We start from the raw sequence: 16,292 nt of genomic DNA, 5'->3' as shown, positions 1-16,292 counted from the left end.
ATTATCACAACTTATACCTAGCTAACTGATTTCGTCTAGCGATAATTCGAAGCTAGGGGCAAAAGTCGTTAAAAAGTAGTCCATTTCTGGACTGGCTCGCTGTGAAAGGGTCTCCTCTAAGCGTCTTTTGGCTTGTTCAAACTCATGGTTGCCGGCGCTGAGTTCTTCCAAACACTTGAGGTAGGCGCAGATGGTGTCGGCCTGTTTGACGATGCTTTGTTCCTCTTTACTCGCTTTACCTGAGATCAGGAAAGGAGCAAAGTCTTCTTGGAACTCTTTTGGGAGCATAGAGAGTAGACGTTGCTCAGCAGCGGCCTCAATCTTTTTGTACTCGTTTGCAATGTCTGGGTTGTAATACTTTACCGGCGTTGGCAAATCCCCCGTCAGAACCTCACTGGTATCGTGATACATACCGAGTAGAGCAATGTGTTCAGGGTTTAGGTTCCCATCAAACTTCTTGTTTTTAATCACGGCTAATGCGTGGGCGACGAAGGCCACTTGTAGGGAGTGCTCAGAGATATTCTCGGTGGAGACGGAGCGCATCAAAGGCCAGCGCTGAATAAGCTTCATGCGGGCAAGGTGCGCAAAGAAATGGCTTTGGGTCATAGATTTCCTCCCTGAAATGACAAAAGGCTCCAAGTAGGAGCCTTTTAAGAATAGAAGTGATCTAGACTAATTTAAAGCCTTGTAATCTATGATTATTCTTGGCTGTAGGTCGACAGGAAGCGTTCAAGTCGGCCAATAGCTGTTTCTAAGTCTTCAATATGCGGCAGTGTCACGATTCGGAAGTGGTCTGGTTTTGGCCAGTTGAAGCCAGTACCTTGTACCAGCAGTACCTTCTCTTGCTTCAAGAAATCGAGTACAAACTTTTGGTCGTCTTTGATGTTGTACATCTCAGTGTCGATTTTCGGGAACAGGTACATCGCCCCTTTGGGTTTCACACAAGAGACGCCTGGAATCTTGTTGATCAGTTCCCAAGCTCGGTCACGCTGCTCAAGCAAACGACCGCCTGGCAGGATAAGCTCGTTGATACTCTGATAGCCGCCTAGTGCCGTTTGAATAGCATGCTGCATTGGTACGTTGGCACACAAACGCATCGAGGCAAGCATTTCGAGGCCTTCAACATAGCCCTTGGCTAGATGTTTAGGGCCCGTTAGGAACATCCAACCGCCACGGAAACCACAAACGCGGTACGCCTTTGATAGGCCGTTAAATGTCACCATCAATACGTCTTCTGCTAGGGTTGCAATAGACGTGTGTACGGCACCGTCGTAAAGCACTTTATCGTAGATCTCATCGGCGAAGATCATCAGTTTGTGCTCACGGGCAATTTCGACCACTTTAAGCAAAAAGTCACGGCTGTAAACTGCACCCGTTGGGTTATTCGGGTTGATAAGAACAATACCGCGAGTCTTAGGCGTGATCTTAGCGACCATGTCTTCGAGGTTCGGATACCAGTCGTTCTCTTCATCACACATGTAGTGAACGGCTTTACCGCCAGATAGTGCAACAGAGGCTGTCCACAACGGGTAGTCAGGAGCGGGAACTAAGATTTCATCGCCATTATTTAGCAGAGCTTGCATCGACATTACGATAAGCTCAGAAGCACCGTTGCCGATGTAGACATCTTCTACATCTAGGTTACGCAGACCTTTCTTTTGATAGTGCTGCACCACGGCTTTACGGGCAGAGTAGATCCCTTTTGAATCGCAGTAACCTTGAGATGTCGGCAGGTTACGAATTACGTCAACTAGGATTTCATCTGGGGCGTCAAAACCAAACGGGGCGGGATTACCAATATTTAGCTTTAGGATTTTATGTCCTTCTTCTTCCATGCGCTTAGCATGTTTTAGTACTGGTCCCCTGATCTCATAGCATACACTGTTGAGTTTTGACGACATCCCGATGTTTTGCATTGCCGATTTCCTAAAAATTATTTAAATACTTTATTAAAGTACCCTAAATTGACGTTTGATAGAATAAAAATCTGAACAATCGGTTAATTCCGAATAACCTTTAGCCAGTGGCTGTTTAGAAGTGATAGTGAGGGATTTCGTAAACTCGGACCGAGCTTAGGTAAACTGAGGGGCGAAACGCTTAAAATCACAGGAATACTGAAAAGATTTTATACATTCTTGATCTAAGTAGGTGCTACCCATAAAGTATCAAACTAATATAATAATAAATTAGATGTGAACGAGGTCGATTTGTCACATTTCCAACAAACCATCTGCGCTTTGACTGAGCGAGTTCAAAATGCACAAGCTGGCGAAGTTCGTTGTGTTGAAGTTCTTAAGCAAAAACCACCGTTTGCATTTATTGAATGGCTTCATGCTCAACCGCTGTTCCCCAAGTTCTACTGGCAATCTCGAGACACTCGAGAAGAGGTTGTTGCGTTAGGACAAATCCATACCTTTTCTGATCCTGCACCGGCTTACGCGATTCTTGGAGACGATCAACGCATCTGGGGTGGCCGCTCTTTCGATGGACACACAGAGAAGAATCGACGTTGTATGGAATCGTTTTTCTTTCTCCCGCAGATAGAGCTGATTCGATTTGATGACAAATGGTCTTTAGCCGTCAACTTGACCCCCGATCGCGTTGCCTCAATCAATGCGCTGAAGAAGCTGTCTGTTGATGCCGCAATATTGGCCCCGTTGAGTGCGCATATTGAACATATTGACCACCTTCCAGAGCAACCAGAGTGGAATGGTTTAGTTGAGAAAGTGCTCACTGGTATCGACAATAACGATTTCAAAAAAGTGGTGCTTGCGCGTAAAACGACCGTGCATTTGGATGAGCCGATTTGTGCAGCTCAGCTCTTAAAGGCGAGCTATCAAAAAAATCACAACAGCTTTCATTTCATGCTGGTGCTTGACTCCAAGCATAGCTTTATCGGCTCAACGCCAGAAAGGCTTTACAGTCGCCACGGTACTGAGCTAGATACGGAAGCACTCGCGGGCACGATTGGGCGCGGCAAGAATGCATCGTCTGATATGGAGCTCGCCAACTGGCTGACTCAAGACCAGAAGAACCTCAATGAAAATCAATATGTTGTCGACGACATTATTGATCGCTTAACGGCGTATTCTCACTCTGTGAACGTCGAGAAAGAGGCTCGATTGGTTCGCCTTCGCAAGGTGCAACATCTAAAACGGCATATTCATGCGCAGTTACATGCTGGCGTAAACGGCGTGCAACTGCTCGGCACACTCCAACCAACCGCTGCTGTTGCTGGTTTGCCTCGCAAAGAGTCAATGGACTTTATTCTGAAGCACGAGCCCTTTGCTCGAGGTTGGTATGCAGGTTCGGTTGGCTTCATTAGCCACCAACGCGCTGAGTTCTGTGTAGCAATTCGCAGCGCATTGATCGTTGGCGATCAAGTTCAGTTGTTCGCAGGGGCGGGGATCGTCCCAGGATCGGTCGCTGAGCATGAGTGGCAAGAGTTGAATAAGAAAATGTCGACTCTGCTAAGTCTTATTTCTGAGCACCCACCACTGGGTGTGGCATCATGAGTTCACCATCATTGAAGCATGACCAAGCGGTATTAAATCGAGTCTGGTCATCGACACTGCTTGAAGAGTTAGCACGCAGCGGTGTCGAGCACGTCTGTATTGCTCCGGGCTCACGTTCAACGCCTTTGACTCTTGAGGCGGAAGCCAACAACAAACTCACCATTCACACGCATTTTGATGAGCGTGGTTTAGGCTTTTTCGCTTTAGGTTTAGCTAAGGCAACCAAAAGCAAAGTCGCGGTGATTGTGACGTCTGGCACCGCAGTTGCCAACCTTTTACCGGCAGTGGCTGAAGCGGGATTAACTCGTGAGTCTCTGATTCTTTTGACTTCGGATAGACCTGTTGAATTAGTTAACTGTGGCGCGAACCAAGCTATTCAGCAATTAGGGATTTTTTCGCAGCATGCTGAAGGCTCTTTGAATCTACCGAGCCCGAACACACAAGTGTCACTCAATTGGCTACTGTGCTCGCTGGATGATCTGTTGGCGCAGCAGAGTGCCAAGGGTGGACCTATCCATATTAATTGCCCTTACCCAGAGCCGCTTTATTCTGATGAAAATTCAGAAATTTATCATGAGTACCTCTCTTCGATTGCTGCATGGAAGGAGAGTGATAAGCCATATACCTCCAAGACATACAGTTTAAACGCAGTCAGTCCCAACATCTCGTCGAGTGACTATTTTCAGCGTCGTGGGGTGGTTGTGATTGGTTCTTTGGCGCTGGAAGAGGCACAGGCAGCCAAACAGTTCGCACAGTCGCTAGGTTGGCCTGTGTTTTGTGATGCTCAATCTGGCGTTGCGAGCGATTGGCAGCACTACGATCTTTGGCTTCAAATTCCTGAATTCGCTCAGCAATTAAATGATTGTGATTGCATCGTGCAGTTTGGTGAGCGTATTGTGTCTAAGCGTTTAAATCACTGGATCAAGCAACAAGCTGAACACTTTTCGCCAGAGCAGTATCTTGTGATATCCCCTGATAGTCATTGCATCAATCAAGATCATCTGCCTCAGACACATATCGTTTCTCAGCCGGCATCATGGCTCGCCTGTCAATCATTGCCAAGTCTGCATGCGCAGAGTGCGGGGTGGGCAGATAGTTTGAAGTCCGCTTCACAAAGCATCACTCAACTGTCTCGTGCACAGTTGATGAATGATGACCAATTAACCGAGCTCAGTGTTGCGGTCGATTTGTCGGCTAGACTTAAAGAGCGAGCGCTGTTTGTTGGAAACAGCCTAATGGTGAGACTGGTCGATATGTTGTCAGCAGTTCCAAGCAGCTCAGTTTATAGCAACCGAGGCGCATCAGGTATTGATGGGCTAGTTGCTACTGCAGCAGGCATACTCAAAGCGCGTCAGCAGCCTATGATGATGTTAATCGGTGACACGTCGCTTCTATACGATTTGAATTCACTAGCGCTGCTTAGTGAGTCACAGACACCTATGATTATCGTGGTAACGAATAACGACGGTGGCGCGATTTTTGACTTGCTCCCTGTTCCTCAGCAGCAGAAACAGTCTCTCTACCAAATGCCTCATGGGTACAGTTTTGAGCATGCGGCTGCTCAGTTTCGATTGCAATATGTCGCCCCTGAAACCCTAACTCAGTATCAAGATGTCATTGATTCACACTTTAAGCAGGGTGAGGGCACACTACTGGTTGAAGTAAAAACACCTCCAGAACAAGCCTCTCACTTGTTGAAGCAGTTCAATTCAATGTTAAAAGAGGCGCAAGCCTAAGGAGTCGACATGCTTTTCTCCACTTACTATCCCGCTGAGCAAACCTCGTCAGAGAAACCTTTGCTTGTATTCTTGCATGGTCTACTTGGAAGCGGAGAGGATTGGAGTGCATGTCACTCATATCTGTCTGAATACCCGCGCTTGTGTATCGATCTGCCGGGACACGGTAAGAGCTGTTTTGTTGATCCTATTGGTTTTGATCATTGTTGCGAGAAAATCGTCCAAAACGTTCTTTTTCAGTTTCAGCAATATCAGCTACCTGATGACTATCCTATTGTTTTGATTGGTTACTCACTGGGTGGCCGCTTAGCGATGTATGGAGTGACCAGCGGTAAGTTTGAAGCGCTTAATTTGGTGAAAGTCGTGGTAGAGGGAGGCAACTTCGGACTCGACTGTGATGACGCAAGAGCACAGCGCCTAGTGCATGACACTCAATGGGCGGTACGCTTTGCACAGCAATCAATTGAAGATGTTTTAGACGATTGGTATCAGCAAAGTGTCTTTTCTTCACTAAATCATGAGCAAAGACAAACTTTAGTGATAAAGCGTAGTGGTAACCTTGGAGTATCCGTAGCAAATATGTTGTTATCTACATCACTGGCTAAGCAACCGGATTTACGTGCCACATTGAAATCTTGTGAGCATCAGCTGCATTACATTTGTGGTAAAAAAGATCGTAAATTCATTGAATTGGCGGAGAGTAGCGGCTTTGAATGTAGTCAGGTCGATCACGCTGGGCATAATGTCCATTTTGAACAGCCTGAACTATTTTCGAATTTGATCATCCAATGCATTAGCAAGCATGATTGAACTCGCACTCAACGCATTACGTAAAAACGCTTGATGTAAACAGCACTCGACATATCTAGCAATTGATATAAACAGAGATTGCGACACCGCCGAATATCGGCTGTGATCATGAATATAACAATGGGAACCACCATGGCGAAAACAGTAGGCATCACCGAAGAAGAACTATACGCAGCAGTAAATTGGAGCGATGTAGGCAGTCAATACGAAGATATCCAATACCACAAGTCAGACGACGGTATTGCAAAGATCACGATTGCGCGTCCTCAAGTCCACAATGCGTTTCGTCCACAAACTGTAAAAGAGATGATTAACGCTCTGGCTGACGCTCGTTACGACGAGAAAGTTGGTGTGATTATTCTTACCGGACTCGGTGAAAAAGCATTCTGTTCTGGCGGCGACCAAAGCATTCGCGGTGACTACGGCGGTTACCAAGATGATTCTGGTACGCACCACCTGAACGTACTGGACTTCCAACGTCAGATCCGTACTTGTCCTAAGCCTGTCATTGCAGCTGTTTCTGGTTGGGCTGTTGGTGGCGGTCACGTACTGCACATGATGTGTGACCTTACGATTGCTGCTGAAAACGCTCAGTTTGGTCAAACAGGCCCGAAAGTGGGTTCATTTGACGGCGGTTGGGGCGCATCTTACATGGCTCGCATCGTTGGTCAGAAGAAAGCGCGCGAAATCTGGTTCCTATGTCGTTTCTACGATGCGCAAGAAGCTGTAGATATGGGCCTGGTGAACACAGTCGTTCCTGTAGAGGATTTAGAGAAAGAGACAGTACGTTGGTGTCGTGAGGTTCTACAACACAGCCCGATGGCTCTACGATGCCTAAAAGCAGCACTGAACGCTGACTGTGATGGTCAAGCCGGTCTGCAAGAACTAGCGGGCAACGCGACCATGATGTTCTACATGACAGAAGAAGGCCAAGAGGGTCGAAACGCATTTAACGAGAAACGTCGCCCCGATTTCGACAAGTTCCCGCGTAACCCATAATCGAATCTACTACCACACTGAGTCGCACAATGCGGCTCTTTGTGTTTTTGATGCTTTGTTCACTAGGAAGACTTATGAACACAATGAATTCTACACGCACAGCTAAACTCTATCGTTATCAATTACCTATGGATAGCGGTGTGGTTCTGCGTGATAACAAGCTGAGTCAACGTACAGGTTACGTTATCGAGCTTGAGCATGACGGCAAGCGAGCACTAGGTGAGGTTTCTCCTCTGCCTGGGTTTAGCTTGGAGGATACCGATCAAGCGGGTATTCAACTTCAAGAACAGTTGGAGTTATGGAGCCACAACAAACCTTTGACGCCTTATGAAGAGCTTTACCCTTCGGTTGCATTTGGCTTGTCGATGGCAATGATGGAGCTTAAAGGTGAGTTGGGAGAGCAGGGCAACTACCGCGCAGCTCCTCTGTGTACAGGAGACCCTGATGAACTCATTCCTGTGCTCAACGAGATGGAAGGTGAGAAGGTCGCTAAAGTGAAGGTGGGCCTTTATGAAGCGATTCGCGATGGGATGCTAGTGAGTCTTTTCCTGGAATCAATTCCAGACCTAAGCCTACGACTGGATGCCAATCGCGCTTGGAAACCAGAAAAAGCTAAGCAGTTCATAAAGTACATCTCCCCTTCGCTGCGTCAGCGCATTAGCTTTATCGAAGAGCCGTGTCAGCAGCCGGAGGATAGTCTAGCGTTTGCCATTGATAATGGTGTCGCGATTGCGTGGGATGAAACCCTGCAAGATGCAGTTAAGCGACCAGATTTCAACCTTAGCGATCTCACAGGTGCTAAAGCTGTGGTGATTAAACCAACACTGATTGGTTCAGTAGATCGCTGCGTTGCAATCATTGAGCGAGCGAAACAATTAGGCATTAAGCCAGTGCTGAGTTCAAGTATTGAGACAAGCCTTGGTCTGACTCAGATTGCTCGTTTGGCCCATCAATACTTGCCAGAGGAAGTGCCGGGGTTAGACACTATTGGTCTGTTCCAATCCCAACTTGAAGTCGCTTGGCCAAACTGCGATTTACCGCTAGAGACGTTAGAAAACCAGCAGTTGATTTGGCAGTCTTAACGCTCTTGTAGTATTCACATCAGTTCAGCTCATCAATTTGCGATGAGCTGACTCTTTCAGCATTAGGTACGCTTGTGACCTTTACCAATTCATTATGGCAACAGTGGGCGAGTGCTTCACCAGACAGCCGCGCGTTAATCACCCCATCACACACGCTAAATTGGCGCGAGCTCGATGCGCTGGTCCAACGCTATAGCACCTACTTAAATACGCAAGGTCTTTCCAAAGGTGACGTACTCACCATTGTTGGCAAAAACAGCAGTGAGTTAGTGCTCGCTTATCTCGCTTCTCTTAATCTTGGTGTTTTGGTTGCGATGACGATGCCTCAACCGTCGAAGAAACTGGAACAAAAGCTAGAGACCCTTTATTCAGCTGGGAAAGAGCGTTTCGTTGCAATCACAGGTGAGTATGGCGAAGCCTTGAATGTCGATGCAAAGCTCATCCGGCTCCCAAGCTTAGAAGAGGTTTTGGGCTTTACACCACGCCCATTGAAACAATCTTCGGGTGAAACGATTGATCTTGCCTCAATCGTGTTTACATCGGGTTCTACTGGTAACCCAAAGGCGGTGGCACACACGGCTAAGCAACACATGGCTTCGGCTACAGGGTTGTTAGAACATTTTAAGTTTGGTTCTGATGATACTTGGCTGCTCAGCCTACCCATGTACCACGTCTCGGGTTTAGCCATTTTTTATCGCTGGCTGGTGGCTGGCGCGACGCTCAAAGTTGCTAATCAAGGGCTAGAGCAGGACATTGATGGCTGTACTCATGCCTCGCTGGTAGCGACTCAGCTTAGGCGTTTGCTTGATAGTGAATGTCCACTCTCGCTGAGTCACGTGTTGCTTGGTGGCAGCCATATTCCAAACCAGCTCGCACTGGAAGCCAACCAGCGCGGTATCGAAACCTGGATCGGTTATGGTATGACCGAAGCTGCATCAACGGTGACTGCGAAGCCGGTCGATGCACACACAGATGCAGGGAAGGTGTTGCTACATCGCAGCATTAAGATTGAAAAAGACCATATTTGGATAGGCGGTGAGACGTTAGCGAGTGGTTACTATCATCAGGGACAACTTACGCCATTAAAAAATCAACAGGGTTGGTTTGATAGCAAAGATCTTGGCAGGTGGAAAGGTGAGCGTGTCACCATCATTGGGCGAGCAGATAATCAATTCATTTCTGGTGGTGAAAATATCCATTGTGAAGAGATAGAGTCAGCCCTGAATAAATACCCTGAGATACAACAGGCCTTTGTTATTCCAGTTGATGATAAAGAGTTTGGACAGCGTCCAGTGGCGATCGTAGAGTGCGACAAGCTAGAAAGTGCCGACGTCTATCAGGCGTTTTTGTTGAAACATATAGAGAAATTCAAAATCCCTCAGGATTACTACTCAATGCCGCAATTGAAACAAGAGGGAATAAAGACTTCTAGGAAGCAATTGGCAGACTGGCTTAGAAGCAAGACGGGTTAACTAGAGCGTCAGCTTAGTCGAAATGGGAATGAAATAGTTCAAAACAGAATTTATTATCTTTATAACTATCTATCATAATAAAGCCTAATTCTAAGGGACTAGTGAATAAGGCTTCGGTTATGAAAACAGCGCTGATCTTTGCGGTACTGCTGCAAATAGGACAGGCAGTGACCTCACATGGACTGACTCGCTCTCTGGCTGAGTTCACCGCATTTATCTTGGTGGTTGTGCTAGTTATGATGAAGAAACAAGAGAGTCAAGCCAATACCTCAGTACAAGAGCAGTAGCCAGATACAAAGAACCCTCACCACTGTGATTGCATTGGTGAGGGCTTTTCGTTTTGGCATAAGGCGTTTTGAAATGAAGCGTTTTTAAATTAAGCGAATAATAGCCAACTTAACGATCCAACAGAGATCAATACCCACATCGTGATACCAAACATCAATGGCTTAGGCCCGGCTACTTTGAGCTTTTCAACAGAGATACCACATCCAATTAGGAATAAACAAACCACCAAAGCGCGCTTGGAAACATCAAAGATCCCTTGGTAGACCATTTCAAATTGCGGCAACAGATCGCTCACGGCAATAGCAGCGCAGTAGAAGAAAATGAAGTACGGAATAGTGATCTTCTTTTGGTCACTCTTAAAGATCATCGTACTGACTAACGCAATTGGAATGATCCATAGGGCTCTTGCCAATTTAAGTGTTGTTGCGGTTGTTAAAGCCTCTTCACCATAAGCCGATGCTGCACCCACCACAGATGAGGTATCGTGAATTGCGATTGCTGCCCATGTACCAAAGGTGTGTTGGCTAAGCTCTAATGCGTGACCAATCATTGGGAAGATAAACAGCGCAATTGAGTTCAATACGAACACGGTAGCCAGAGCTAGACCAATCTGCTCGTCATCCGCTTTAATCGCAGGAGCGACCGCGGCAATGGCACTACCACCGCAAATCGCGGTACCGGAAGAGATTAAGTAACCCGTCGTGCGATCCAATCCCATGCGTTTTGCCAAGAACCAACCAATCACTAGCGTGCCAATGATGGTGGTAACAATAAGTCCAATACCATCGCCAGTTACTGACAACGCTTTCTCAAATTGAATCCCGAAGCCCAAGCCAACGATAGAGTAGGCGAGCAGCTTCTTAGTAATTTTACCGACTTCAAGGTTAGCTGGAACCAAGCCTAAACTTGCGAGCAGAAAGCCGATAACAAGTGCTGTCGGGGAGCTCACCCAGGGTGTTAGGCAGAAAAGGGCTGCAAGGTAAAAAGGGATGCTTTTGTTGAAGCTCATGATGGTGTCAGTTTTTATTATTAGGTTAAGTTAGAGAGCACTATACGTTTAAACAGTCGATAAGTAAGTCTAAATGAACTGAACAAACGTTTAGAAAAACTGAACGTTTGTTCGTTTGCCATGGTGCTCGCGGTTGTGAGACGTGTTATCTAGCGAAAATCACCGCGCAGTTCGACGACTTTCTGATGCAGTACATCGCATGAAGCTTGTTTTGGATCGATAGCGTCGCCTGCTTCAATCTCAAGTTTGGTCCAAAATCGAGTTGGTAGGCCTTTACAAGCTCGACCTTTGTAGCGGCTGAAATAGCTCCCCCAAAGGCCTTTCAATGCCATTGGGATGACTGGAACAGGAGAACGCTTGATGATCAGCTCCATACCGCGCATGAACTCACCCACCTCACCATCAGACGTTAAACGCCCTTCAGGGAAGATGCAGACAATGTGTCCATCATGCAGAGCTTGCTCGACTTCGTTGAAAGCATTGCGGATTGAACGTCGATTGGTCGCTGAAATCGGAATTACCCCAGCGCGTTTTAAGAATCGGCGAATAGGTGGCAGCTTAGCGTAGTCCTCTTCCATTACAAATCGAATCAAACGAGGGCAAACGGCACTCAGTAGTAGTGCATCCATATAGCTTACGTGGTTACAAATAATCAACGCCCCGCCTTTTTCAGGCAAGTGATGTAGATTCTTATGCTTCACTCGATACATGGTATGAGTTACAACCCAAGTGAAAAATCTGAATGCGTAAATAGGCACTTGATAGAAGAGGTACAGAACCACGAGCGTATTCATTGCGGCCAATAGAATGAACAGGTCAACAATGTCCATTTCAAGCAGGCTTAAACAGATGATACCGAGTACTGCGCTGCCAACCATAAACAGAGAGTTGTAAATGTTTAGCCCTGCAATCACTTGAGCTCGTTCGTTTGGTTCAGCTCTGAACTGCATTAAGGCGTAAAGCGGAACGATGAAAATACCACCGGAAATACCAAGAAGCAGCAGGTATGCAAACAGTGGCCAGAGCTCAGAGTGAACAATAAACTGATCAAAGGATTCGAATTGAGGCAAACTCTCTGGGACTGACAGAGCCATCAGCAATCCAAACAAGGAAATACCTAGGCTTCCCATAGGAACGATGCCAATCTCAATACGGTGATTAGACAGTTTGTCACAAGCTAATGAACCGATAGCGATACCAACAGAGAACAGGGCTAGCAAGAAAGCCACCGCGCTCTCGGTACCGTTTAAATGGATCTTGGTGAAGTTAGGGAATTGGGTTAAGTACGCTGCGCCTAAGAACCAGAACCAACTGATGGCCATCAGCGCTTGGAAAGTCGGACGGTCTTTTTTAGCAATCTTTAATGTTTGGCGAGTAAGCGCAATTGGTCGCCATTTGATTTTCATATCTGGCGCATTGCTTGGTGCATTAGGGATAAAGCAGCTAGCACTATAACCCATCACAGCGAATAGGACGATACACACCGAGGCCACTATCTTCGCGCTCTCATGAGAGGCAATAATCCCCGCGCCCAAAGTACCAATAAGAATCGCCAGGAAAGTTCCGGTTTCGACTAAAGCGTTACCAGAGACAAGCTCTTTAGGTTCAAGTTGTTGCGGCAACAGTGCGTATTTCACTGGCCCGAAGAAAGCACTTTGGGTTCCCATCAGGAACAGCAATAGCAAGAGAATGCCGTAGCTTTCGTAGATAAAGCCAATGGCACCCAACGACATAATCACGATTTCGAGCAGCTTCACCTTACGAATGAACCACGACTTTTCGTATTTATCGGCGAGTACGCCTGCCAGTGCTGAAAATAGGAAGAATGGCAGTATAAACAGACCTGCAGCCAGATTAATGAAAAGGTTGCTAGAGATGGGTAATGTGTCGACGCTAGCGAAAGCGACAAACAGCAGCAACACATTCTTGAAGATATTGTCGTTAAAGGCCCCTAGAAACTGGGTAATAAAATAGGGTAGGAACCTTTGTTGCGTTAACAGCGAAGATTGGCTGCTGCTCTTCATATACGAACCTTGTTCATTTGCGACCTTATTCATTTGCCACTGTAATGGCCTACCAATTGGTTAAGTAATTTGATAATAAGTTATTAATCAGGTCTTTACCATCAATTGGCTCGGAAGCGAAGAACTTGTCATCGACGCTCAGCAGCGTAATACCGTGCACGCCAGACCATAATACTCGGCTTGCTTTCAGTACTTCTTTTTCAGTGTGATGCGGGGCAATAGCAAGTAACAGTTGCTCAAGCATACCCGTCATTTTATCGATACGGTTCGATTGCCACTGAGGTAGGTTTTCACCATTCATGTTGTGTTCGAACACCAATTGCCAACGGTTTGGATGCTTAAGAGCAAAGTCGTGATAACAGTAAGCTAGGTTAAACAGTGCATCTTGTGGGTTGCTTGATTGCTCAACTGCCACGGCCGCTTCAGCAGACAGTTCATCAAGTGTTTTAGCAACAACGTGCAGAAGAAGCAGGTTGTAGTTGCCGAATACATTAACTAGGGTACTTGGCACATATCCAATCATGTTCGCGATTTTTCGAAGGCTCAACTCGTGATATGAGTGTTCTTCTAAAAATTGAGTAACTGTGTCGAGTGTGAGCTGAATTAATTGCTCGCGCGTGTGATCGTTTCTTCTGGCCATGGTGAACTTCTATTAATGAACAACGTTCAATATTTTAGTCGCCCGCTCTAGTGGGCGTCAATGCTTTACTCTACAAGGGTTAAATTAATCTCAGCAATATTATGATACATGTGTAGCGGCTGTGAATATTTCATTGTTCATTGTTAACGAGTATGATTAAAGAGTCGAAAGATAACGAAACCTATAAAGGATAAGAATGAAACGATTTTTCTCACTAATCGCGATTATGATGGTATCAGTCGCGGTGACACCAATCGCAGAAGCGAAAAAGTTTGGTGGTGGTAAGTCATTTGGTAAAAGTTTCAAAACGGCTCCCGCTCCTAAACAACAACAGCAAAACACAAACTCGATTAAGCAAGACCAAGCTGGCAAGACAAATGCGGCTGGCTCTAGTAAAAAAGGTCTAATGGGTGGTCTATTAGGCGGCCTATTGGCTGGTGGCCTGTTAGCGGCATTCTTTGGTGGCGCTTTTGAAGGTATCCAGTTCATGGATATCCTGATCATGGGTCTGATTGCGTTCCTAGCATTTAAATTCCTACGTGGCATGTTGGGTGCTAAGCAGGGCTCAATGAATCAGCAACGCGGCCAACAGCCTGCGTTTGGTGGTATGGGTCAGAACAAGTTTGAGCAACCTCAACAGCAGCCAAACGTTCATAACTTTGAACAAGCACAGCCTCAATCACAAGGCACAGCTGGCGGTTTTGGCTTTGGCGCACAAAGCGATGTTCCTCATAACTACCCACCGGGTTTTGATCAAGCGGCATTCATTAACGGTTCTCGTGAGCACTACCGTACCCTACAAGGCGCTTGGAACCACAATGAACTGAACACGATTGAAGAGTATGTATCTCCAAGTCTGTTTGAAGACCTAAAAGCAGAGCGCAACAAGCTTGAAGGTGAGCAACATACAGACGTAATGTACGTAGATGCGGAAATCGTTCGTGCAGACCATGACGGCAGCAAGGCGCAATTGAGCCTTCAATTCAGCGGTCGTTACCGTGATTCAGTAGAAGGTATCGAAGAAGATATTACGGACATCTGGCATTTAGAGCGCGACCTTACTGCGCCAAATGCACCTTGGTTGATCGTTGGTATCCAAGGCTAATTAATCCAGTTTCGTGATTAGACTAAGAGCCCTTGCTGTTATGGCAAGGGCTCTTTTTATTGGTGGTAAATCATCTGTGAAGCTAAGGGGTATAGTTCAACGTATGGTTGTGCATACTTCCCCAGTCGTAGATCTCAAATTTTAGCTGGTCATCGGCAGTCTTTTTGAGACTGATGATCTCTTCAACGCCACTGGTACCATCGTAGTATTCACCCCAAGGACTATCAGGAAGTTGTTCGCGTAGAGTTTCAGACTGAACACTGAGCTTAAGTGATACCGAATCTGATTGTTGCCCATCATCAATAAACTTGTAACCACCGCTCTTCACGGACTCTGTTTTAAATACGTTTGTTCCCTCAACACCACAGTCGCCATTTTGGTAGGTGACTTTGGTTAATGTGTAACTTTGCTCAGACAATGTAAGTTGATAGCGAGAATCATCTGTTGGAGCTGGTGAACAGGTGTTGGCATTTTCTTGCCATGTACCATAAAAGACATCAACACCATAGGCACTGTGTAAGTTTTTCCAAGGGCTTTGTTCGTCAATCTCAATGGCTGCTGGCAGTGTCGCTGTGACTTCGTCATCTTCGTCTCTAAAACGATTGAAGCCATCGAGTGTGAGTTCGGTTGGATTGGTAACTGAAGCACTGGTGTCCTTGATTTTGATGATACCGACACTCGGCGTAAACCAAAGCTCTTGCCTCAATGAGATTTGGTCAAGACTAATTGCGCCGTATGTTGGAGAGTAGACCGTAACATCAAACGCTAAAACAAACTCAATATGTACCGCCTCATAAGAGCCATGTTGAGTCACAACGGTCTCAATTCCGTGGTTTTTCCAGATTGGTAGCACGCTAGTATAAGCGGGGCCCGGGTCGGGCGTGATTGTTGTAGTCGCTTCGCTGTAGCCTGCGTTTGACCGTTCGCCTAATTCCGCATAAGCCGGGAGTAGAAGAAAGGGAGCTGTGGAGATATCAAATTGAACTGTATAACGGGTGCCATTCACCATGACTTGATTAAAGGTGAGGCTATCTAGATAAAGCCTCTGATCTTTATATTCAAAGGATTGCTTGAACCCGCTATGTGGCCAGTTAAGCGAGAATGTTTCACTGCCGTCGGTGTGTACGGTGACTGGGGAGCTCGTAACTTTGTAGTTTTGTCCGGTGTTATCGTCGCTATAAGTCCAAGCTGCGCCATTCTGCGCAGGTAGATATTGATTGGTAGAAATAGCAGATGATACCGGAGTAGAAGGAGAGCTTGAGCCTCCACCGCCACACGCTGTTAATCCGATAAGACACAGACTCACCATAATCCAATTGTGATTACTCATGTTTCTTTCCTTGCTTAGCCTAAAAGACATTGTGCTTTTTAATTAGTATTCGCAAGGGGACTTTATGCTTGTCGTTTTATAAAATATTGATATGTATCAATCAATTAGCAAGGTTCGCGCATATCGAATGGAAGAAAAATTAGAAGTATTGAATGCATCAAGTTTTGTAGGTCTACAAAGTATGAGCTAAATCTACGGTGATATTAGTATGATTAGATGCAAAAAAAGCCAACTCAGTGAGTTGGCTTTTTGATCTCTTAAGAGAATATGGTGGAGGGGGAC

Annotated in this window: 14 protein-coding genes; 8 read left to right on the top strand and 6 right to left on the bottom strand. The window is 46.2% G+C overall.

Going from position 1 to position 16,292, the window contains the following annotated elements; translation table 11 throughout:
- Positions 1–21 precede the first annotated feature (21 nt).
- Together yfbR and KI743_RS20300 are read right to left on the bottom strand one after the other, a co-directional pair.
- Positions 22–606: a 5'-deoxynucleotidase gene (yfbR, locus tag KI743_RS20305; protein WP_285467937.1), complete on the bottom strand. Its 585-nt coding sequence runs from the start codon at positions 604–606 to the stop codon at positions 22–24.
- Between the two features lie 92 nt (positions 607–698).
- A complete protein-coding gene (locus KI743_RS20300; RefSeq protein WP_032549595.1) occupies positions 699–1,916 on the bottom strand; it encodes a pyridoxal phosphate-dependent aminotransferase in 1,218 nt (405 codons plus the stop codon).
- Between the two features lie 291 nt (positions 1,917–2,207).
- Here KI743_RS20300 and KI743_RS20295 point away from each other — a divergent pair, with 291 nt between their 5' ends.
- From KI743_RS20295 to KI743_RS20265, 7 genes are all read left to right on the top strand, one after another.
- Positions 2,208–3,515: an isochorismate synthase MenF gene (locus KI743_RS20295; protein ID WP_285467935.1), complete on the top strand. Its 1,308-nt coding sequence runs from the start codon at positions 2,208–2,210 to the stop codon at positions 3,513–3,515.
- A gap of 11 nt (positions 3,516–3,526) precedes the next feature.
- Positions 3,527–5,251 carry a 2-succinyl-5-enolpyruvyl-6-hydroxy-3-cyclohexene-1-carboxylic-acid synthase gene (gene menD / locus KI743_RS20290; RefSeq protein ID WP_285467971.1) on the top strand — a complete coding sequence of 575 codons (1,725 nt, stop codon included), beginning with the start codon at positions 3,527–3,529 and terminating at the stop codon, positions 5,249–5,251.
- A 9-nt stretch (positions 5,252–5,260) separates the two neighbouring features.
- Entirely contained in the window at positions 5,261–6,061 is an 801-nt protein-coding gene (gene menH, locus KI743_RS20285; protein WP_032549593.1) for a 2-succinyl-6-hydroxy-2,4-cyclohexadiene-1-carboxylate synthase, read from the top strand.
- A 132-nt stretch (positions 6,062–6,193) separates the two neighbouring features.
- Positions 6,194–7,060 carry a 1,4-dihydroxy-2-naphthoyl-CoA synthase gene (gene menB, locus KI743_RS20280; protein ID WP_032549592.1) on the top strand — a complete coding sequence of 289 codons (867 nt, stop codon included), beginning with the start codon at positions 6,194–6,196 and terminating at the stop codon, positions 7,058–7,060.
- Positions 7,061–7,134: 74 nt separating this feature from the next.
- On the top strand, positions 7,135–8,142 hold the full coding sequence (gene menC / locus KI743_RS20275; protein ID WP_285467934.1) for an o-succinylbenzoate synthase: 1,008 nt from the start codon (positions 7,135–7,137) through the stop codon (positions 8,140–8,142).
- 74 nt (positions 8,143–8,216) lie between these two features.
- On the top strand, positions 8,217–9,614 hold the full coding sequence (menE, locus tag KI743_RS20270) for an o-succinylbenzoate--CoA ligase (protein ID WP_285467933.1): 1,398 nt from the start codon (positions 8,217–8,219) through the stop codon (positions 9,612–9,614).
- 119 nt (positions 9,615–9,733) lie between these two features.
- Positions 9,734–9,901 carry a hypothetical protein gene (locus KI743_RS20265; RefSeq protein WP_032549588.1) on the top strand — a complete coding sequence of 56 codons (168 nt, stop codon included), beginning with the start codon at positions 9,734–9,736 and terminating at the stop codon, positions 9,899–9,901.
- Positions 9,902–9,990: 89 nt separating this feature from the next.
- Here KI743_RS20265 and KI743_RS20260 read toward each other — a convergent pair whose 3' ends face one another.
- The 3 genes from KI743_RS20260 to KI743_RS20250 form a co-directional block, all read right to left on the bottom strand.
- Entirely contained in the window at positions 9,991–10,911 is a 921-nt protein-coding gene (locus KI743_RS20260) for a YeiH family protein (protein ID WP_285467931.1), read from the bottom strand.
- A 149-nt stretch (positions 10,912–11,060) separates the two neighbouring features.
- Positions 11,061–12,935 (bottom strand): MFS transporter, encoded by a 1,875-nt coding sequence (locus tag KI743_RS20255; protein WP_285467970.1) that lies wholly within the window; start codon positions 12,933–12,935, stop codon positions 11,061–11,063.
- 49 nt (positions 12,936–12,984) lie between these two features.
- Complete coding sequence (locus tag KI743_RS20250) at positions 12,985–13,575, bottom strand: TetR/AcrR family transcriptional regulator (protein WP_285467930.1); 591 nt, start codon at positions 13,573–13,575, stop codon at positions 12,985–12,987.
- Positions 13,576–13,771: 196 nt separating this feature from the next.
- Between KI743_RS20250 and KI743_RS20245 the strand changes: the two genes are divergently transcribed.
- Positions 13,772–14,680 carry a Tim44 domain-containing protein gene (locus KI743_RS20245; RefSeq protein WP_032549584.1) on the top strand — a complete coding sequence of 303 codons (909 nt, stop codon included), beginning with the start codon at positions 13,772–13,774 and terminating at the stop codon, positions 14,678–14,680.
- Positions 14,681–14,762: 82 nt separating this feature from the next.
- Here KI743_RS20245 and KI743_RS20240 read toward each other — a convergent pair whose 3' ends face one another.
- Positions 14,763–16,010: a hypothetical protein gene (locus KI743_RS20240; protein WP_285467928.1), complete on the bottom strand. Its 1,248-nt coding sequence runs from the start codon at positions 16,008–16,010 to the stop codon at positions 14,763–14,765.
- Between the last annotated feature and the right edge of the window lie 282 nt (positions 16,011–16,292).

Origin of the sequence: Vibrio sp. D420a (assembly GCF_030248625.1) — a bacterium.
Taxonomy (GTDB): domain Bacteria; phylum Pseudomonadota; class Gammaproteobacteria; order Enterobacterales; family Vibrionaceae; genus Vibrio; species Vibrio fortis_A.
This window is presented reverse-complemented; position numbering and strand designations above follow the sequence as displayed.

What these genes read in the sequence shown, in the direction of transcription:
- yfbR (WP_285467937.1), bottom strand. Translation starts at nt 606, where the DNA reads ATGACCCAAAGCCATTTCTTTGCGCACCTTGCCCGCATGAAGCTTATT.
- KI743_RS20300 (WP_032549595.1), bottom strand. Translation starts at nt 1,916, where the DNA reads ATGCAAAACATCGGGATGTCGTCAAAACTCAACAGTGTATGCTATGAG.
- menH (WP_032549593.1), top strand. Translation starts at nt 5,261, where the DNA reads ATGCTTTTCTCCACTTACTATCCCGCTGAGCAAACCTCGTCAGAGAAA.
- menB (WP_032549592.1), top strand. Translation starts at nt 6,194, where the DNA reads ATGGCGAAAACAGTAGGCATCACCGAAGAAGAACTATACGCAGCAGTA.
- menC (WP_285467934.1), top strand. Translation starts at nt 7,135, where the DNA reads ATGAACACAATGAATTCTACACGCACAGCTAAACTCTATCGTTATCAA.
- KI743_RS20265 (WP_032549588.1), top strand. Translation starts at nt 9,734, where the DNA reads ATGAAAACAGCGCTGATCTTTGCGGTACTGCTGCAAATAGGACAGGCA.
- KI743_RS20260 (WP_285467931.1), bottom strand. Translation starts at nt 10,911, where the DNA reads ATGAGCTTCAACAAAAGCATCCCTTTTTACCTTGCAGCCCTTTTCTGC.
- KI743_RS20255 (WP_285467970.1), bottom strand. Translation starts at nt 12,935, where the DNA reads ATGAAGAGCAGCAGCCAATCTTCGCTGTTAACGCAACAAAGGTTCCTA.
- KI743_RS20250 (WP_285467930.1), bottom strand. Translation starts at nt 13,575, where the DNA reads ATGGCCAGAAGAAACGATCACACGCGCGAGCAATTAATTCAGCTCACA.
- KI743_RS20245 (WP_032549584.1), top strand. Translation starts at nt 13,772, where the DNA reads ATGAAACGATTTTTCTCACTAATCGCGATTATGATGGTATCAGTCGCG.
- KI743_RS20240 (WP_285467928.1), bottom strand. Translation starts at nt 16,010, where the DNA reads ATGAGTAATCACAATTGGATTATGGTGAGTCTGTGTCTTATCGGATTA.